The organism is Kitasatospora sp. NPDC002040 (assembly GCF_040296785.1).
In the GTDB taxonomy this organism is placed as follows: domain Bacteria; phylum Actinomycetota; class Actinomycetes; order Streptomycetales; family Streptomycetaceae; genus Kitasatospora.
The window spans coordinates 96824-113880 of the sequence record NZ_JBEOXV010000001.1; the positions used below are offsets into that span (position 1 = coordinate 96824).

The following is a 17057-nucleotide window of genomic DNA, read 5'->3' on the forward strand; positions in this document are numbered from 1 at the left end:
GGAGTGAGATGGCAGAGAAGAGCACCCCGATCCCGTCCGTCTGGGCCCGGCAGCAGCGCGCGGCGGACCAGCCCTCGCTCAGCCGGTCCGCCATCGTCCGCGAGGCGATCGTCCTGCTGGACGCCGACGGCATCGAGGCCCTGAGCATGCGCAAGCTCGGCGCCCGGCTCAACGCCGGCGCGACCTCGCTCTACCGGCACGTGGCGACCAAGGACGAGCTGATGGAGCTCGCGGTGGACCAGGTGGTGGCCGAGATCGTGGTCCCGCCCGCCGGCGGCCCCGACTGGCGGGCCGCGGTCACCGCGGCGGCCGCCTCGTTCCGGGCGACCGCGCTGCGCCACCCCTGGCTGGCCTCGGTGCTGGGCCAGGCCGGGCTCGCCTACCTGGGCCCCAACCTGATGGCGTTCTCCGAGCGGCTGGCCGCGCTGTTCACCGCGGCGGGCTTCGACCAGCCGAGCGCCGCGATCGACACCGTCCTCTGCTACGTGATCGGGATGACCACCACGGAGGCGGCCTGGCTCACCGCCGTGGCCCGGTCCGGTGAGACCGAGGCCGCCTTCATCGCCCGGCTGATGCCCGCCGCGCGGCAGGCCGCGGCCGGCCACGACCACCTGGTCGACGCGTACGCCGAAGGTGCTCCCGACCCGGCCGGAAGCCGGGACGGCAAGTTCGCCTACGGCCTCGAGGTGATCCTGGACGGCCTGGCCCTGCGGCTGCCCGACCGGTCCTAGACCTCCGGCCCGGTCCTAGACCTCCGGCCCGAGCAGCTGGGTGAGTGCGCGGCGGATCTCGGCCCGGCTCGGGTCCACGCCCGCCCAGGCGGCGTGGCCGTCGGGGCGGACCAGCAGGACGGTGTCCCGGAGCTTGCCGTGCGGGGAGGCCGGGGCGGCGGCGACCACCCGGTCCTCCCAGGGTTCGAGCACCGGCTGCTGGTCGTCGTTGGAGACCAGCACGGCCCGGCCGCCGCGCAGCGCCTCGTACAGCCGGGACGGTGCGCCGGGCTCGTCGACGGCGAGCCGCAGGTCCGGGATCCGGCGGCCGACCAGGTGGTGGGAGTCCTTCGGGGCGGGGTAGTGGATCTCGATCCCGGACACCTGACGGGCACCCAGCTCGCCCAGCGGGCCGAGCAGGTTGGCCGCCGAGACCAGGGCGGACCGCAGCAGCCTGGTCGGCACCGAGTTCGCCAGCGCCAGCCGCACCAGCGCGCCCGAGCTGCGCACGGCGGCCCGTCCGACCGGGTGACGCTCCGTCTGGTACGTGTCCAGCAGGGCGTCGGCGGCCCAGCCGCGGACCGCGCCGACCAGCTTCCAGCCCAGGTTGGCGGCATCCTGGAGCCCGGTGTTCATGCCCTGCCCGCCCGCCGGGGAGTGGCAGTGCGCGGCGTCCCCGGCCAGGAAGACCCGTCCGGAGCGGTAGTTGGGCACCTGGCGCTCGTCACTGTGGAACCGGGACACCCAGCGGGCGTCGTGCAGCCCGTGGTCGACCCCGAACGCGTCCCGGGCGATCTCGCTGATCTCGGCCAGCTCCACCGGTGCGCCGTCCGGGAGTTGGCGGTTCCGGTCCCAGGCGATCACCCGGTGCCAGCCGTCACCGAACGGCACCAGGAAGGCGAAGCCGTTCTCCCCGGCCGCCACCGCCAGCGTCTCGGCCGGCGGCCGCTCCACCCGGACGTCGGCCAGCAGCACCGAACTCACCACCGACTCCCCGGGGAACGGGATGCCGAGCAGGTCCCGGACGGCGCTGCGCACGCCGTCGGCGCCGACCGCGTAGGTGGCCCGGTAGCTCTCGCCGCCCCTGGTCTCCAGCTCGACACCCTGCGCGTCCTGCCGCAGCCCGGTCACCTCGGCGCCCCGGACCAGCACCGCGCCGGCCTTCACCGCCCGTTCCTGGAGCAGCCGTTCGACGTTGTACTGCGGCGTGACCAGCACGAACGGGAACCGGCTGGGCAGCGCGGACAGCTCCACCTTGAGACTGCCGAACAGCTGCAGCTCGCCCAGTGCCGTCCCGGTGGCGATCAGCTCGTCGGCCAGCCCCCGGGCGTCCAACTGCTCCAGGGTGCGGGCGTGCACGGCGAAGGCCCGGGTCAGGTTGGACTCCGCCCCGCGCTTCTCCAGCACCGTCACCCGCAGCCCGGCGGTGGCCAGGTCACCGGCCAGCAGCAGCCCGGTCGGGCCCGCGCCGACGATCACCACATCGGCGGCCAGCTGATTGTCGGACATGCCATCTCCCGTTGATCGGACCAGCGTTCGGCTCGGCTCAGCACCTGAGCCTTCTAAGCTCCCTCTCAGCCTTCCATCATGGCGGGCCCATCAGACGCTGTGAATCTCACTGTCATGACAGAGCTCGCACCCCGGGGCACGACCGTGGTCGGCCCACCCCCTGCCAACGAACGTCCGACCAGGACGAAACTCGTCGAGGTGGTCGTCCCGGTCTACAACGAGGAGCACACGGTCGAGCGGTGCGTCCGCCGGCTGCACGCCTACCTGGCAGAGACCTTCCCCTATCCGTACCGGATCACCATCGCGGACAACGCGAGTGTCGACGGCACCTGGGCGGTGGCCACCGCCCTGGCCGCCGAGCTCCCCCAGGTCGAGGCGGTCCACCTGGACCTCAAGGGCCGGGGCCGGGCCCTGCGCCGGGTCTGGGGCGACAGCGACGCCGACGTGGTGGCGTACATGGACGTCGACCTCTCCACCGGTCTGGAGGCCTTCCTCCCGCTGGTCGCCCCGCTGCTCTCCGGCCACAGCGACCTGGCCATCGGCAGCCGGCTGCACCGGGGTTCGGCCGTGGTCCGGGGCCCGAAGCGGGAGTTCATCTCGCGCGGGTACAACGTGCTGCTGCGGGCCACCATGGCGGCGAAGTTCTCGGACGCCCAGTGCGGGTTCAAGGCGGCCAGGACCGAGGTGGTGCAGCAGCTGCTCGGCTCGGTCGAGGACAACGCCTGGTTCTTCGACACCGAACTCCTGCTGCTGGCCGAGCGGTCCGGCCTGCGGATCCACGAGGTCCCGGTCGACTGGGTGGACGACCCCGACAGCCGGGTCGACATCGTCCGCACCGTGCTGGACGACCTCAAGGGCATGACCCGGGTCGCCCGCCGCACCCTCACGGGGGCGGACCGGCTCGACCAGCTGCCGACCCGGGTCCGCCGGGCCCAGCTGCCGCCCGGCCTCGGCTGGCAGCTCGCCAGCTTCGCCGTGGTCGGCACCCTGAGCACGCTCGCCTTCATGGCGCTCTTCCTGGCGACCCGTCAGTTCGTCCCGGCCTTCTGGGCCAACGCCTTCGCGCTGGCCCTCACCGCCGTGGCCAACACGGCCGCCAACCGCCGCTTCACCTTCGGCGTGACCGGGTCCCGGGACGCCCTCAAGCACCAGGTCGAGGGCGGCATCGCGTTTCTGATCGGCCTCGCCCTGAGCAGCGGAGCCATCGCCCTGATCCCGGGCAGCGCCTCGCACGGGGCCGAACTGGCGGTGCTGGTCGGGGCGAACGCGCTGGCCACGCTGATCCGCTTCGTGCTGCTGCGGGTCTGGGTCTTCAACCCGCGCCGACGCTAGGACCAGGCGATATGGGCGGGCGCCCGCCCGGCCGCCCGCCGCTGGGCGACGTAGCGGATCAGCGCCCACATCGCGGCGGCGTTGACCAGGGCGCCGACCAGGACCGGACCGTAGAAGCCGAGGGCCTCCCCGGCCGGGAGCTTGTCGGCCACGGAGGTGTCCGGCGCCCAGTCCGCGGGGAGCGGGTCCGTCGGCGGGAAGAACTCCGTGGGCGGTTCCGCGGGCGGCTCGGAGCCGCGGTACCCGTCCACCGGCGGGGCCGGCTCCCCCAGGTCCGGGGCAGGCGTGAACACCGCCGTCAGCAGGAGTCCGGCCGGGGCCGAGGCCAGGATCGGCCAGATCCCGAAGAACCCGAGGTCCGCCCCGGCCGCCTGGCCGATCGCGCAGTACGCCAGCATCCCGACCACCAGGGCCAGGTACGCACCGGGCACCCACATCTCGACCTTCGACCGGCGCCGCACCATGACGTTCTCCGTTTCCGTACTGCTTCGTTCTGCCTGCACACAGTCTCGAAGCCGGCGGGGGCCGCCACCTGAGTACGCCTACTCAACCCGCCCCGCCCCGAGTACCTGTTCGGGGCGGGGCGGGTTGATGGAGGATCAGCTGTGGCGCCGCACCTCGACCGTGCGGAACCGGCTCGCCACGAACGCCCCGTCGCAGTAGGCCGCGTTGGCGGCCGGGTTGGCGCCGGTGCCGTGCAGGTCGGAGAAGGCGGCCGTCTGGTTGGCGTACACCCCGCCGGTGAGGTTGAGCGAGAGCGAGACCCCGGCGTCCAGGCAGGTGGCCACCAGTGCGGCCTCCACCGCGTCGTCCACGGTGTAGCCGGCCGCGGTCATCGCGCCCTGCTCGCGCACCGTCCGCCCGAGCAGCTCCACCGCCGCCTCGGCTGACTCGACCGCGACCACGAACGAGACCGGGCCGAAGCACTCGCTCAGGAAGGCGGCCCGGTCGTCCGGCTTGTCCGCGTCCACCTTCACCAGCGCCGGGGTCCGGACCGTCGCCGCCGGGAACTCCGGCGAGGTCACCACCCGCGGTGCCAGCGCGAGTTCGCCGTACTCGCCCCCGGCGGCCCGGACCGTGCGGCCGAGCACCCCGGGGTTCACCACGGCGCCGAGGATGGCGGCGGCCCGGGCGTCGTCCGCGAGCAGGCCCTCGATCGCGGCGGCGAGGTCGGTCACCACCTCGTCGTAGGACTTGCCGCCCTCCTCGGTGCGGACACCGGTGCGCGGGATCAGCAGGTTCTGCGGGGTGGTGCACATCTGGCCGCTGTAGAGCGAGAGCGAGAAGGCCAGGTTGGCGAGCATGCCCCGGTAGTTGTCGGTGGACTCGATCAGCACCGAGTTGACCCCGGCCTTCTCGGTGTACACCTGGGCCTGCTCGGCGTTGGCCTCCAGCCAGTCGCCGAACCCGGTCGAGCCGGTGTAGTCGATGATCTTCACCTCGGGCCGCACCGCCAGCGTCGCGGCGATGGTCGAGCCCTCGTGCTCGGCGGCCAGGCAGACCAGGTTGGGGTCGAAGCCGGCCTCGGCCAGCACCTCCCGGGCGACCTGGACGGTGAGCGCCAGCGGCAGCGTGGCGCGCGGGTGCGGCTTGACCAGCACCGGGTTGCCGGTGGCCAGCGAGGCGAACAGGCCGGGGTAGCCGTTCCAGGTCGGGAAGGTGTTGCAGCCGATCAGCAGCGCCAGGCCGCGCGGCACCGGGACGAACTCCTTCACCATGGTGAGCGGGTCCCGCTTGCCCTGCGGCTTGCTCCAGGAGGCCTGCTGCGGCAGCCGGGTCTGCTCGATGAAGGCGTACGCGACCGCTTCGAGGCCCCGGTCCTGCGCGTGCGGGCCACCGGCCTGGAAGGCCATCCCGTACGCCTGGCCGGTGGTGTGCATCACCGCGTGCGCGAACTCGTGCGAGCGGGCGTTGATCCGGGCCAGGATCTCCACGCAGACCGCCGCACGGGCGGCCGGTCCGGCCGCGGCCCAGCCGGGACGGGCCAGTTCGAGCGCGCCGATCAGCGCCTCGGCTTCCGTGTGCGGGTAGCTGACGCCCAGTTCGATGCCGTACGGCGAGGACTCGCCGCCCACCAGCTCGCCGTCGGTCGGCTGGCCGGCCAGCGCGAACACGCTGCCGAGCAGCGCCTCGAAGGCGGCCTGCCCGTCGGCCTGGCCGGTCTCGCCGTACGCCTTCGGGAACTCCGGGTACGGCGACCAGTAGTCCCGGGCGGTGGTGGCCTCCACCGCCCTGGTGAGGGTGGGCTGGTGACGCTCGATCAGCTCGGCGACGACGGGATGGGTGGCCGCTGCGGTCATGACGCGCTCCTTTTGGGGCGGACTGGTCACCCCTCAGCGTAACCGAACGATCGGTCGGGTCAATGGGGCGGCGCGGTTCCGGACCGCAGTGCCGGTACCGGTGGAGTGGGTGGCCCGGTCGCGGGCGATACTCGTTCACATGGCCGAGAACACCACCCGTACCGCCTACACCGTCGACTCACTGCTCGCGGTGACGGTCGGCGTCTTCAACGAGCGCGGATACGACGGGACCTCGATGGAGGACCTCTCCCGCGCGGCCGGGATCTCCAAGTCCTCGATCTACCACCACGTCCGGGGCAAGGAGGAGCTGCTCCGGCTCGCCGTCGGCCGTGCCCTGGACGCCCTGTTCGGCATCCTGGCCGAGCCCGAGGCGCTGGACGGCCGCGCGGTGGACCGGCTGGAGCACGTGGTCCGCCGTACCGCCGAGGTGCTGCTGGCCGAACTGCCCTACGTCACCCTGCTGCTCCGGGTGCGCGGCAACACCGCGACCGAGCAGTGGGCGCTGGAGCGCCGCCGGGACTTCGACCACCAGGTGGCCGAGCTGCTCCGGGCCGCCGTCACCGCGGGCGAGCTGCGCGCGGACGTCGAACCCCGGCTGGCCACCCGGCTGCTGTTCGGGATGATCAACTCGATCGTGGAGTGGTACCGGCCTGGCGGGAAGCACGCCGACGGGGTCGCGGAGGCCGTGGTCCACCTGGCCTTCGACGGTCTGCGCGCCTGACAGTGCCGGCTGGCAGACTCCCGGCATGACCGAGATTCCTGCGCACTTCGCCCAACCGCTGGCCGAGGACGACCGCGAACCGCTGCCGCTGACCGGCACCGAACGGGAGCTGCTCACCGCCTTCCTGGACTGGCACCGGGAGACGCTCGTCCTCAAGTGCGGCGGCCTGTCCGACGCCGAGCTCTCCGCCCGCCCGGTGCCGCCCTCCGGGCTCAGCCTGCACGGCCTGCTGCGGCACCTGGCCGGGGTGGAGCGCTGGTGGTTCCGGATCCAGTTCGCGGGGGAGGACGTGCCGCTGCTGTACTACTCCGACGACGACCCCGAGCAGGACTTCGAGCGGCTCGACGGCAGCGTCGCCGAGGCCCTGGCCGTCTGGCGCACCGAGGTCGAGCACTCCCGCCGGATCGTCGCCGCCACCCCCGACCTGGACGCCACCGGCACCCACCGCGCCACCGGCGCACCGGTCTCGCTCCGCCGCATCCTGATCCACCTGCTCGCGGAGTACGCCCGCCACAACGGCCACGCCGACCTGCTGCGCGAGAGTCTGGACGGCGTGACGGGCTACTGAGACGGACGGCCGAGTGCCTGCCTAGACCGGAGGCACCTGGTCGGTCTCCTCGAAGACCAGCAGGGTCTGCGTCGCGAGGACCTGCGGGATGCCCTGGATCTGGCCGAGGACCAGCTCCCGCAGGGCGTGGTTGTCGGCCGTGTGCACCAGCAGCAGCACGTCGAACTCGCCACCGACCAGCGCGATGTGCGCCACCCCCGGCAGCGCGAGCAGCTGCTCGCGGACCGTCCGCCAGGAGTTCTGGACGATCTTGAGCGTGATGTACGCCGAGGCCCCCTGCCCGGCCCGTTCGTGGTCTATCCGAGCGGTGAAGCCCCGGATGATGCCGTCCTCGACCATCCGGGCGATCCGGGCGTAGGCGTTGGCCCGGGAGACGTGCACCCGCTCGGCGATGGAGCGGATCGACGCCCGCCCGTCCTGTTGGAGCAGCCGGAGGATCGACTGGTCGACCCGGTCCAGCCTGGACGTCTGTTCAGTGGACACGGCCCCCGACCCTCCCGATATGGACGTGCTGTCTTCAATAGACCGCTGTTCGAGCCGATTGTCCACCACCTTGGCGCAGCTGTGGCCAGATTGAACAGACAACCGAACAATCGGTAGGGAGGAGCTGCTCCGGCGACCAGCCATGTCACTCCTCGCGCACCACCGGCATCACCTGCCCCTGTCGCACCCTCCCCCACCCTCTGGAGGTGCCCGAGATGACCGTTCTCGATCATCGACACCTGGCCGCCCCCGTGCCCGGCTGGCGTCCCGACGCCACCGGTCCGCGGACCGATCCCGCCCCGCTGCTCCCCGAGGAGTCCCCGTACCGGGTGCTCGGCACCCCGGCCGCCGACAAGGCGGACCCGGCGCTGCTGGCCGAGCTGTACCGCCGACTGGTGGTCGGCCGGCGCTACAACCAGCAGGCCACCACGCTGACCAAGCAGGGCCGGCTCGCCGTGTACCCGGCGTCCACCGGCCAGGAGGCCTGCCAGGTGGCGGCCGCGCTGGCGCTCCGTCAGGACGACTGGCTGTTCCCGAGCTACCGGGACACCCTGGCCGTGGTCAGCCGGGGGGTGGACCCGCTGGAGGCGCTCACGCTGCTGCGCGGCAACGCGCACACCGGCTACGACCCGAAGGCGACCCGCACCGCCCCGCTCTGCACCCCGCTCGCCACCCAGGCCCCGCACGCGGTCGGCCTGGCGTACGCGGCGCAGCTGCGCGGCGAGGACACCGTCGCGCTGGCGCTGCTCGGCGACGGCGGCACCAGTGAGGGTGACTTCCACGAGGCGCTGAACTTCGCCGCGGTGCTGAACGCCCCGGTGGTCTTCCTGGTGCAGAACAACGGCTACGCGATCTCCGTCCCGCTCACCCGGCAGTCCGCCGCCCCGACGCTCGCCCACAAGGCGGTCGGGTACGGGATGCCGGGCCGGCTGGTGGACGGCAACGACGCGCTCGCCGTGCACGCGGTGCTCACCGAGGCGGTCGAGCGGGCCCGCTCCGGCGGCGGCCCGACCCTGGTCGAGGCGCTCACGTACCGGATCGAGGCGCACACCAACGCCGACGACGCGACCCGCTACCGGCAGGACGAGGAGATCGCCGCCTGGCGCGAGCACGACCCGATCCTGCTGATGGAGCGCCACCTGCGGGCCACCGGGCAGCTGGACGACCGGCTCGCCCAGGGCGCCACCGAGGAGGCCGAGGCGCTGGCCGCCCGGATGCGCGCCGAGTTCCACACCGATCCCGAACTGGACCCGATGTCGCTGTTCGCCCACGTCTACGCCGAGCCGACCCAGCAACTCCTGGAGCAGGCCGCTCAGTTGACCGCCGAGCTGCAGGCCGAGGAGCACGCGCGATGACCACCGCAGTCGAGACCCGCACCATGGCGCAGGCGCTCAACTCCGCCCTCCGGGACGCGATGCGCGCCGACGCCTCGGTGCACGTCCTGGGCGAGGACGTCGGCGCCCTCGGCGGCGTCTTCCGGATCACCGACGGCCTGACCGCCGAGTTCGGCCCGGAGCGCTGCCTGGACACCCCGCTGGCCGAGGCGGGCATCCTCGGCACCGCCGTCGGCATGGCGATGTACGGGCTGCGCCCGGTGGTGGAGATGCAGTTCGACGCCTTCGCCTACCCGGCGATGGAGCAACTCGTCTCGCACGTCGCCAAGATGCGCAACCGCACGGCCGGGAAGCTGCCGCTGCCGATCACCATCCGGATCCCGTACGGCGGCGGCATCGGCGGGGTCGAGCACCACAGCGACTCCTCCGAGGCGTACTACACCCACACCCCCGGCCTGCACGTGGTCACCCCGGCCACCGTCGCCGACGCGTACGGGCTGCTGCGGGCCTCGATCGCCTCCGACGACCCGGTGGTCTTCCTGGAGCCCAAGCGGCTGTATTGGGGCAAGGACGCGCTGGACGCGGCCGCGCCGGTGGAGCCGATCGGCCGGGCGGTGCTGCGCCGGCCGGGCCGCTCGGCGGTGCTGATCACGTATGGGCCCTCGCTGCCGGTCTGCCTGGAGGCGGCCGAGGCGGCGAAGGAGGAGGGCTGGGACCTGGCGGTGCTGGACCTGCGCTCGCTGGTGCCGTTCGACGAGGAGACCGCCGTCCAGGTGGTCCGCTCGCTCGGCCGGGCCGTGGTGGTGCACGAGTCCGGCGGCTTCGGCGGGGCGGGCGCGGAGATCGCCGCCCGGCTGACCGAGAAGTGCTTCCACCACCTGGCCGCCCCGGTGCTCCGGGTGACCGGCTTCGACATCCCGTACCCCGCTCCGATGCTGGAGCACCACCACCTGCCCGGGGTGGACCGGATTCTCGACGCCGTGGCCCGGCTGCAGTGGGAGGAGGGACGATGATGCCGGTGGTTCGCGAGTTCACGCTGCCCGATCTCGGTGAGGGCCTCACCGGGGCCGAGGTGGTGCGCTGGCTGGTCGAGGTGGGCGAGGTGATCGCCGTCGACCAGCCGGTGGTGGAGGTGGAGACCGCCAAGGCGGTGGTCGAGGTGCCCTGCCCGTACGGCGGGGTGGTCACCGCGCGGTTCGGGGCCGAGGGCGAGGAAGTCCCGGTCGGCGCACCGCTGGTGACGGTGGCGGTGTCACCCGCCGCGGGCGTCCCGGCGGAGACGGTGGAGCGGCCGCTGGTCGGCTACGGCGTGGCCGAGCGGAAGCCCGGCGCCCGCCGGGGCCGGGTCGGCGGGTCGGCCCAGGTCGCGGCTGCGGCTCCGATCGCGGCCCCGGTCACCGTGGTCGAGGTGCCCGTGGTCGAGGCCCCTGTGGTCGAGCTCCCGGTCGTGCTGCCGGTGATCTCGCCGCTGGTGCGCCGGATGGCCCGGGAGCACGGCCTCGACCTGGCGACGGTGGCGGGCAGCGGCCCGGACGGCCTGATCATGCGCCGGGACGTCGAGCAGGCACTGGCCGCCCCGCAGCCCCCGGCCGCCGTGCCGGACGCGGGCCTGATCCCGCTGCGCGGCCTGCGCAAGGCGGTGGCCGAGAAGCTGACCCGCAGTCACCGGGAGATCCCCGCCGCCACCTGCTGGGTGGACGCGGACGCGACCGCGCTGATGGAGCTGCGGGCGCAGCTGAACCGGTCGGCCGGTCCGAAGATCAGTGTGCTGGCCCTGCTGGCGCGGATCTCGACCGCCGCCCTGGCCCGCTTCCCCGAGCTGAACTCCAGCGTCTCGCCCGACGGTTCGGCGATCGTGCGGCACGCCGCCGTGCACCTCGGCTTCGCCGCGCAGAGCGACCGCGGCCTGGTGGTCCCGGTGGTCCGGGACGCCCAGCTGCTGGGCACCGAACAACTGGGCGCCGAGCTCGCAAGGTTGACCGAATCCGCACGGGCCGGCCGGCTCACTCCGGCCGAGCTGACCGGTGGCACCTTCACCCTCAACAACTACGGTGTCTTCGGGGTGGACGGGTCCACCCCGATCCTCAACCACCCCGAGGCGGCGATGCTCGGGGTCGGCCGGATCACGCCCAAACCCTGGGTGTACGAGGGGCAGTTGGCGGTCCGGCAGGTCACTCAGCTGTCGTTCACCTTCGACCACCGGGTGTGCGACGGCGGTACGGCGGGCGGGTTCCTGCGGTTCGTCGCGGACTGCGTCGAGCAGCCGGGAGTACTGCTCCGCCAGGTGTGAGCGAGGGAGCGTAGCGCCTGGGAGGCCCGGGTGTCCGGGCTTCCACGGATTTGTCCGATGAGCTGTACGGCCGTGCCAGTCTGCTGAGCCCAGCAACTGGCACGACCGGAAGCGAAACGATTCTCTTGGGCACTCGTCAAATCGCGGTGAAGACAGCCTCGTTGAGGGTCCGGGCGGGGCGCGGCTCGGTCGCGGTGGCCGCCGTACCCGGCCTCCCCCCGGTGGCGCCGGAGCCACCCGTGCGGGTGGCTCCGGCGGAGCCGAAGGCCCTGGCCCTCGGCCCGGTGCCGGCCCGGCCGGCGTCCCCGGTCGCCGAGCCGGCCGCCGAACCGGAGCCGGCCGCCCCCGAAGCGTCCGAAGCCCCCGAAGTACCGGCGGCGGCCGCCGTGGTGGCCCCGGTCATCCCGGCCCGGCCCACCCATCCGCCGACCGTCCCGGCACCGGCGCCGGACCCCGCTCCGACCCCGGCTCCGGCGCCGACGCCCGCGCCCGGGCAGGCGATCGAGCCGCTGTTCACCGGGGCCCCCGGCCTCAACTGGGCCGGGCCGGGGGACCACTGGAGCCGGGCCTGGGCGCTGGACACCCTGGGCGAGCCCGCGGCGCCGGCCGTTCCGGCCCCGGTGCCCGAGGGTCTCGGGGCTGCCGCGGGACAGCCGCCCACCGCCCGCGACATCGAGCTGATCCGGGCCACCCTGACGGTGATCGAACCGCTGGCCGACCGGGCCACCGCGCACTTCTACGCCCTGATCTTCGTGCACCACCCCGAGGTCAGGGCGCTCTTCCCGGCCGCCATGGACGTCCAGCGCGACCGGCTGTTCCGCTCGCTGCTGATGGCCGCCCGCAGCGCGGACGACCCGGCCGGGCTGACCGAGTACCTGACCCGGCTGGGCCGGGGCCACCGCAAGTACGGCACCCTGACCGGGCACTACGGCCCGGTCGGGGAGTGCCTGGTGGCGGCGCTGGAGAAGTACTGCGGCAGCCACTGGGACGCCGACACCGAGCTGGCCTGGCGCCGGGTCTACGGGCTGATCGCCAAGGTGATGACCGACGCCGCCGAGGAGGCCGCGAAGTCCTCCCCGCCGTGGTGGCAGGCCGAGGTGGTGGGCCATCAGGCGGTCACCTCGGAGATCGCGGTGCTCACCCTGCGCCCGGACCAGGCCTACCCGTACCGGGCCGGGCAGTACGCCACCCTGGAGACCCCGTGGTGGCCCCGGGTCTGGCGGCACTTCTCGTTCGCCACCGCGCCCCGGCCGGACGGGCTGATCACCCTGCACGTCAAGGCGGTGCCGGCCGGCTGGGTCAGCAACGCGCTGGTGAACCGGGCGGCCCCGGGCGACGTGCTCCGGCTCGGCCCCGCGGCCGGCAGCATGCGGCTGGACCACGGACGGGGCGCCGACCTGGTCTGCCTCGGCGGCGGCACCGGGATCGCCCCGATCACCGCGCTGGTCGAGGAGGTGGCCGAGCACGGCGCCGCCGGGCGCTCGGTGGACGTCTTCTACGGCGCGCGCCGCCAGGAGGAGCTGTACGGGTTGGAGACCCTGCGCGGGCTGGCCGGCCGGCACCCGTGGCTGACCGTCCACCCGGTGCTCTCCGAGCAGCAGGCCGTCGGCCTGCTGGCCGGCGAGCTCCCGGACGCGGTCTCCCGCTACGGCAGTTGGGCCGGCCGGGACGCCTTCCTGAGCGGCCCGCCCGCGATGGTGCGCCGGGCGAAGCAGGCGCTGGCCCGGGCCGGGGTCACCGTCGACCGGATCCACCACGACCTGGACGCGCTCTGACCCGGGCCCGTCCCGGCACCCGGTCGGGTCCCGGCGCCCGGGCCGGGCTCACCCCAGATCGGTGGCGAGCAGCGCTCGGACCCCCTCGATGTTGGCGGCCAGGTAGGCCCGCAGGCTCGGCGGGACCACGTTGACCGAGGTGACGCCCTCGCGGGTGAACGGCAGCCGGACGATCTCGTACTCGCCGCGCGGCTGCTCCACCTCGGGGCCGTGCCGGAGCGAGGGGTCGATCGAGCTGAGTCGGCAGACGAAGAAGTGCTGGACCTTGACGCCGTGCGGGTGGGCCAGGGTGCCGTCCTCGTGGTGCGAGTGCGCGACGGTGTCGACGAAGGCGGGGACCACGTCCTCGACCTTGCCGCCGAGCTCCTCGTCCACCTCCCGGTGCAGTGCGTCGACCACCGTCAGGTCCTCGGGCTCGACCCCGCCGCCCGGGGTGATCCAGTACGGCTTCGCCCCGGGCCTGGTCCGTTTGATCAGCACGATGCTGGCGGGTGAGTGCGGGTCGCCCGGGTCCAGTTCCAGCAGGATCGCCCGCGCGGTGCGCTTGACGACAGGGCGGACGGGGCCGGCCATGACCACCTCCGGAGCAGGAGCGTTGTGCGGGAGTCTCCCGCTCCCGGTACCGGCCGAAACTCGTACAGACGCGCGAACGGGACGGTTCGGTTCCGCCGAACGGTTGATTCGGCGTGCCCGAGCGTGTCAGGGGCCGATCGGGCGCTCGGACGTAGTGGATCTTCGATAGCAAGGCGGGGGTCGGAGCGTGATCCGTTCGAAGGGCTCACGAACCATTCTCGACCTTCGATTCGAAGGTTTTTCGGTGACATTGCTGGCGGGAATGATTGCAGGCATGTCCGCCCTGTGCTGCAATGAGCGCCAATCGGGCAGTATCGGAGCGCTCCGGTCCGGATGCCCACATCTGCACTGACTCGGGCAGGGGGCTGGGTATGGCAGTCAATCAGATCGCGCAGACGACCCGGAACATACGGGACGTCAGGTCCCCGGCCAGGGCCGCACCGGCCCGGCAGCCGACCCTGATCGCGTCGGTGCAGCGGGCGCTGCGCCTGCTGGAGGCGGTCGGCAGCCACCTGCAGGGTGCCACCGCGAAACAGCTGGCCCGGGCGGCCGGGCTGCCGCTCGGCACCACGTACCACCTGCTCCGCACCCTGACCCACGAGGGCTACCTGCGGCGTGCGGACGGGAAGTTCTTCTACGGCGCCTCGGTCGACGGGATCGGCCGGGCCGACGACCGGCAGGCCGAGCGGGCCGACCTGCGCAGCCGGATGGTCCGGCTGGGCGAGGAGTTGGAGGCCGCGGTCTACTTCGCGGTCTACGAGGAGGGCGAGATCCGGCTGGTCGACGTCGCCCAGGGGCCGAACCGGCCGGCCGTCGCCGAGTGGGCCGACTTCCGGAGCACCGCCCACGCCCACGCGATCGGCCAGTGCCTGCTCTCCCAGCTCGGCGAGGAGGCCCGCCGGGACCACTTCTCCCGCCACCCGCCGGTCGAGCTCACCCCCTCCACCGTCACCGACCGCTCGGTGCTGCTCCGCCGGCTGGCCGGCGCCGAGCCGACCCGGCCGGTGCTGGAGCGCCAGCAGTACGCGCTCGGCACGGTCTGCGCCGCCGTACCGATCACGGTCGGCTCCGCGGTCGCGACCATGGCGCTCTCGCTGCCGATCGACCAGGCCGAGCTGCTGCCGGACAAGGCGGACCGGCTGCGTTCACTGGTCGGAGCGATGTCCCCGTCCTTCGTCCACTGATTCCCGGTCCGTGTTCGCTCACCATTTGAAAAAGCGCATCTTGTCCACTTCGTCCCCAAACCTGGACCATGGTTGTGAACGGGGACACGGGGACAACTCCTGAGCCGTAGCTTGCACCCCCTCGGCCACCACAGGGCCGGCGGCAGCCCCCACCGGGGCGCCGTTCCACTACATCGAATCGCATGCCCGGCCGGCAGCGGTGGACCTTCGGCGACACCCGGGGGCCGGGCAGAACGAGAGGTACTGGCGCATGCACAGCACAGTCCAGGGCCACGTGGTGATGAACCTCGTGGTCTCGCACGAACTCTCCTTCCGCATCGTGGTCGACCTCGACTACGACCCCGCGGACCCGTTCGCGGTGCGTTTCACCTTCCACCTCCCCGGCGACGAGCCGGTCACCTGGGTGTTCGCCCGGGAGCTGCTGCTGGACGGCATCAGCAGGCCGACCGGTGAGGGCGACGTGCACATCCACCCGGTCGGCGAGGAGCTCTCCGAGGTCTGCATCGTGCTGCACTCGCCGGACGGGGACGCCCGGTTGAGCGCCTCCGCCCCGCCGCTGATCGCCTTCCTGGCCCGCACCGACCGGCTGCTGCCGATGGGGCAGGAGCTGACCGGGAGCGAGCTGGACGACCAGCTGGCCGCCATCCTCAGCCGGGGCTGCGAGAACCTCGGCTGACGTCCGGTCGGACGCCCGGACGCGGAGATGGGCCCATCGCGGCAAGCGCTGGGCCCATCCCTGTCCGCCGGCAACCCGGTGCCGGTCCGTCAGTCGTCGTCGCCGAAGGCCAGGTTGAGGCCCCAGGACACCACGCTGATGATCAGGGCGCCGAGCAGGGCCGCCCAGAAGCCCTCGACGTGGAAGTCCAGGTCGAGCTTGTCGGAGGCCCAGGAGGTCAGCCAGAGCATCAGCGCGTTGATCACGAAGGTGATCAGGCCGAGCGTGAGGATGAACAGCGGCAGCGAGAACAGCTTCACCAGCGGCTTGATGAGGAAGTTCACCACGCCGAAGATCAGGGCGACCGCGATCACCGTGATGGTCTTGCTCTGCCAGTCGTCGCCGGACAGCGTGATGCCGTCCACGATCCAGGCCGCCACCCAGATGGCGGCCGCGTTGATCAGTGTCTTGATGACGATGCTCTTCATGGGCCTGAGCCTGGCAGCAGGCCGGGCCCCAGGGGAAGCTCCCGGCCCGCATGTTGTTCAATGTGGCCATCGCGACATGGAGGGTGGCCCCCCGATGAAGGTCTTCCGCCTGGACCAGCTGGACGCCGAACGCAGTGCCGGAGAAGGTGCCTACCTGCGCTTCCTGAAGGAGCGGAACATGTCGGCCGGGCTCTACGCCCTCTCCCCCGGGGACACCGACACCCAGTCCGTGCACCAGCAGGACGAGCTCTACCAGGTGGTCAGCGGCCGGGCCGAGCTGACCGTCGGTGCCGAGACCACCACGGTCGGCCGGGGCAGCGTGGTCTACGTCCCGGCCGGGGTGCCGCACCGCTTCCACCACATCACCGAGGAGCTCCGGGTGCTGGTGGTCTTCTCCCCGCCGGAGGCCTGAACCCTCGCCCGGGTAGGGTCGGTTCGGCCCGACCGACCGAGGAGAGACCGAGACCCGTGACCTTTACCGACGAGCTCTGGTCGGCCATCGAGCCGATCTACGCCGAGATCCTGGCGCACCCCTTCATCGGCGGACTGACCGACGGCACCCTGCCGCGGGACGCCTTCCGGCACTTCGTGGTGCAGGACTCGCACTACCTGCGCGACTACGCCCGGGCGCTCGCCGTCTGCGCGGCGAAGGCCCCCGACGAGCAGGACGTCCGGGCCTTCGCCGACGACGCGGTGGGCGCGCTGGCCGCCGAGCAGGGCATGCACGCCGACTTCCTCGGCGCGTTCGGCGAGAGTGCCGAACAGGCCGCCGCCGAGCCGGTGCTGCCCACCACCCGCGCGTACACCAGCTACCTGCTGGCCACCGTCTACGGCGGCTCGTTCGCCGAGGCGGTCGGCGCGGTGCTGCCCTGCTACTGGATCTACGCCCGGGTCGGCGAGCAGCTCGTCCCCAAGGGCTCGCCGGACCCGCTCTACGCGAAGTGGATCGCCACCTACGGCGACGAGGCCTTCCAGTCCGTGGTGCGGCGGGTGCTCGCCCTCACCGACCGGCTCGGCGAGGAGCTCTCCCCGGCCGAACGCCGCCGGGTGATCGAGCACTTCACCACCACCTCGCGCTACGAGTGGATGTTCTGGGACGCCGCCTGGCGCCGCGAGGCCTGGCCGGTCTGATCCG

At 72.8% G+C, this 17057-nt stretch carries 18 protein-coding genes; 12 read left to right on the forward strand and 6 right to left on the reverse strand.

Going from position 1 to position 17057, the window contains the following annotated elements; genetic code table 11:
* The first annotated feature begins 8 nt into the window (after window positions 1-8).
* A complete protein-coding gene (locus tag ABT118_RS00435; protein WP_350643916.1) occupies window positions 9-731 on the forward strand; it encodes a TetR/AcrR family transcriptional regulator C-terminal domain-containing protein in 723 nt (240 codons plus the stop codon).
* Window positions 732-746: 15 nt separating this feature from the next.
* Here ABT118_RS00435 and ABT118_RS00440 read toward each other — a convergent pair whose 3' ends face one another.
* Window positions 747-2219 carry an FAD-dependent oxidoreductase gene (locus ABT118_RS00440; RefSeq protein WP_350643917.1) on the reverse strand — a complete coding sequence of 491 codons (1473 nt, stop codon included), beginning with the start codon at window positions 2217-2219 and terminating at the stop codon, window positions 747-749.
* Between the two features lie 114 nt (window positions 2220-2333).
* Between ABT118_RS00440 and ABT118_RS00445 the strand changes: the two genes are divergently transcribed.
* The gene (locus ABT118_RS00445) at window positions 2334-3551 is read left to right on the forward strand and encodes a bifunctional glycosyltransferase family 2/GtrA family protein (protein ID WP_350643918.1); all 1218 of its coding nucleotides are present in this window, start codon (window positions 2334-2336) and stop codon (window positions 3549-3551) included.
* Here ABT118_RS00445 and ABT118_RS00450 read toward each other — a convergent pair.
* Together ABT118_RS00450 and paaN are read right to left on the reverse strand one after the other, a co-directional pair.
* Window positions 3548-4015, reverse strand: coding sequence for an SCO4225 family membrane protein (locus ABT118_RS00450; RefSeq protein ID WP_350643919.1), 468 nt, complete (start codon window positions 4013-4015; stop codon window positions 3548-3550). The two genes, ABT118_RS00445 and ABT118_RS00450, sit on opposite strands and share 4 nt — an antisense overlap.
* Before the next feature lie 135 nt (window positions 4016-4150).
* Window positions 4151-5851 carry a phenylacetic acid degradation protein PaaN gene (gene paaN / locus ABT118_RS00455; RefSeq protein WP_350643920.1) on the reverse strand — a complete coding sequence of 567 codons (1701 nt, stop codon included), beginning with the start codon at window positions 5849-5851 and terminating at the stop codon, window positions 4151-4153.
* 139 nt (window positions 5852-5990) lie between these two features.
* Here paaN and ABT118_RS00460 point away from each other — a divergent pair, with 139 nt between their 5' ends.
* Complete coding sequence (locus ABT118_RS00460) at window positions 5991-6572, forward strand: TetR/AcrR family transcriptional regulator (RefSeq protein ID WP_350643921.1); 582 nt, start codon at window positions 5991-5993, stop codon at window positions 6570-6572.
* Window positions 6573-6597: 25 nt separating this feature from the next.
* Complete coding sequence (locus ABT118_RS00465; protein WP_350643922.1) at window positions 6598-7140, forward strand: DinB family protein; 543 nt, start codon at window positions 6598-6600, stop codon at window positions 7138-7140.
* Window positions 7141-7161: 21 nt separating this feature from the next.
* On the opposite strand, the gene ABT118_RS00470 is transcribed toward ABT118_RS00465, so the two are convergent.
* Complete coding sequence (locus tag ABT118_RS00470) at window positions 7162-7623, reverse strand: Lrp/AsnC family transcriptional regulator (protein WP_350643923.1); 462 nt, start codon at window positions 7621-7623, stop codon at window positions 7162-7164.
* Window positions 7624-7838: 215 nt separating this feature from the next.
* On the opposite strand from ABT118_RS00470, the gene pdhA reads away from it, so the two are divergent.
* The 4 genes from pdhA (at window position 7839) to ABT118_RS00490 (ending at window position 13022) form a co-directional block, all read left to right on the forward strand.
* The gene (gene pdhA / locus ABT118_RS00475) at window positions 7839-8978 is read left to right on the forward strand and encodes a pyruvate dehydrogenase (acetyl-transferring) E1 component subunit alpha (protein WP_350643924.1); all 1140 of its coding nucleotides are present in this window, start codon (window positions 7839-7841) and stop codon (window positions 8976-8978) included.
* Window positions 8975-9970 (forward strand): alpha-ketoacid dehydrogenase subunit beta, encoded by a 996-nt coding sequence (locus ABT118_RS00480; protein ID WP_350643925.1) that lies wholly within the window; start codon window positions 8975-8977, stop codon window positions 9968-9970. Before pdhA ends, ABT118_RS00480 begins: the two co-directional genes overlap by 4 nt.
* The gene (locus ABT118_RS00485) at window positions 9970-11247 is read left to right on the forward strand and encodes a dihydrolipoamide acetyltransferase family protein (protein WP_350645071.1); all 1278 of its coding nucleotides are present in this window, start codon (window positions 9970-9972) and stop codon (window positions 11245-11247) included. Before ABT118_RS00480 ends, ABT118_RS00485 begins: the two co-directional genes overlap by 1 nt.
* 125 nt (window positions 11248-11372) lie before the next feature.
* On the forward strand, window positions 11373-13022 hold the full coding sequence (locus tag ABT118_RS00490; RefSeq protein WP_350643926.1) for a globin domain-containing protein: 1650 nt from the start codon (window positions 11373-11375) through the stop codon (window positions 13020-13022).
* Between the two features lie 48 nt (window positions 13023-13070).
* On the opposite strand, the gene ABT118_RS00495 is transcribed toward ABT118_RS00490, so the two are convergent.
* Window positions 13071-13595, reverse strand: coding sequence for an NUDIX domain-containing protein (locus ABT118_RS00495; protein ID WP_350643927.1), 525 nt, complete (start codon window positions 13593-13595; stop codon window positions 13071-13073).
* A gap of 371 nt (window positions 13596-13966) precedes the next feature.
* Here ABT118_RS00495 and ABT118_RS00500 point away from each other — a divergent pair, with 371 nt between their 5' ends.
* Together ABT118_RS00500 and ABT118_RS00505 are read left to right on the forward strand one after the other, a co-directional pair.
* Window positions 13967-14779 (forward strand): IclR family transcriptional regulator, encoded by an 813-nt coding sequence (locus ABT118_RS00500; protein WP_350643928.1) that lies wholly within the window; start codon window positions 13967-13969, stop codon window positions 14777-14779.
* Window positions 14780-15029: 250 nt separating this feature from the next.
* Window positions 15030-15455 carry an SsgA family sporulation/cell division regulator gene (locus ABT118_RS00505; protein WP_350643929.1) on the forward strand — a complete coding sequence of 142 codons (426 nt, stop codon included), beginning with the start codon at window positions 15030-15032 and terminating at the stop codon, window positions 15453-15455.
* Window positions 15456-15544: 89 nt separating this feature from the next.
* Here the strand turns inward: ABT118_RS00505 and ABT118_RS00510 are convergent, their stop codons facing one another.
* A complete protein-coding gene (locus ABT118_RS00510; protein ID WP_350643930.1) occupies window positions 15545-15922 on the reverse strand; it encodes a phage holin family protein in 378 nt (125 codons plus the stop codon).
* 94 nt (window positions 15923-16016) lie between these two features.
* Here ABT118_RS00510 and ABT118_RS00515 point away from each other — a divergent pair, with 94 nt between their 5' ends.
* Together ABT118_RS00515 and tenA are read left to right on the forward strand one after the other, a co-directional pair.
* Complete coding sequence (locus tag ABT118_RS00515) at window positions 16017-16334, forward strand: cupin domain-containing protein (protein ID WP_350643931.1); 318 nt, start codon at window positions 16017-16019, stop codon at window positions 16332-16334.
* A gap of 56 nt (window positions 16335-16390) precedes the next feature.
* Window positions 16391-17053, forward strand: coding sequence for a thiaminase II (gene tenA, locus ABT118_RS00520; RefSeq protein ID WP_350643932.1), 663 nt, complete (start codon window positions 16391-16393; stop codon window positions 17051-17053).
* Window positions 17054-17057 lie beyond the last annotated feature (4 nt).

Bases quoted from the DNA above. Each gene is read 5' to 3' on its own strand.
- ABT118_RS00435 (WP_350643916.1), top strand. From the start codon at position 9: ATGGCAGAGAAGAGCACCCCGATCCCGTCCGTCTGGGCCCGGCAGCAG.
- ABT118_RS00440 (WP_350643917.1), bottom strand. From the start codon at position 2,219: ATGTCCGACAATCAGCTGGCCGCCGATGTGGTGATCGTCGGCGCGGGC.
- ABT118_RS00445 (WP_350643918.1), top strand. From the start codon at position 2,334: ATGACAGAGCTCGCACCCCGGGGCACGACCGTGGTCGGCCCACCCCCT.
- ABT118_RS00450 (WP_350643919.1), bottom strand. From the start codon at position 4,015: ATGGTGCGGCGCCGGTCGAAGGTCGAGATGTGGGTGCCCGGTGCGTAC.
- paaN (WP_350643920.1), bottom strand. From the start codon at position 5,851: ATGACCGCAGCGGCCACCCATCCCGTCGTCGCCGAGCTGATCGAGCGT.
- ABT118_RS00460 (WP_350643921.1), top strand. From the start codon at position 5,991: ATGGCCGAGAACACCACCCGTACCGCCTACACCGTCGACTCACTGCTC.
- ABT118_RS00465 (WP_350643922.1), top strand. From the start codon at position 6,598: ATGACCGAGATTCCTGCGCACTTCGCCCAACCGCTGGCCGAGGACGAC.
- pdhA (WP_350643924.1), top strand. From the start codon at position 7,839: ATGACCGTTCTCGATCATCGACACCTGGCCGCCCCCGTGCCCGGCTGG.
- ABT118_RS00480 (WP_350643925.1), top strand. From the start codon at position 8,975: ATGACCACCGCAGTCGAGACCCGCACCATGGCGCAGGCGCTCAACTCC.
- ABT118_RS00485 (WP_350645071.1), top strand. From the start codon at position 9,970: ATGCCGGTGGTTCGCGAGTTCACGCTGCCCGATCTCGGTGAGGGCCTC.
- ABT118_RS00495 (WP_350643927.1), bottom strand. From the start codon at position 13,595: ATGGCCGGCCCCGTCCGCCCTGTCGTCAAGCGCACCGCGCGGGCGATC.
- ABT118_RS00500 (WP_350643928.1), top strand. From the start codon at position 13,967: ATGGCAGTCAATCAGATCGCGCAGACGACCCGGAACATACGGGACGTC.
- ABT118_RS00505 (WP_350643929.1), top strand. From the start codon at position 15,030: ATGCACAGCACAGTCCAGGGCCACGTGGTGATGAACCTCGTGGTCTCG.
- ABT118_RS00510 (WP_350643930.1), bottom strand. From the start codon at position 15,922: ATGAAGAGCATCGTCATCAAGACACTGATCAACGCGGCCGCCATCTGG.
- ABT118_RS00515 (WP_350643931.1), top strand. From the start codon at position 16,017: ATGAAGGTCTTCCGCCTGGACCAGCTGGACGCCGAACGCAGTGCCGGA.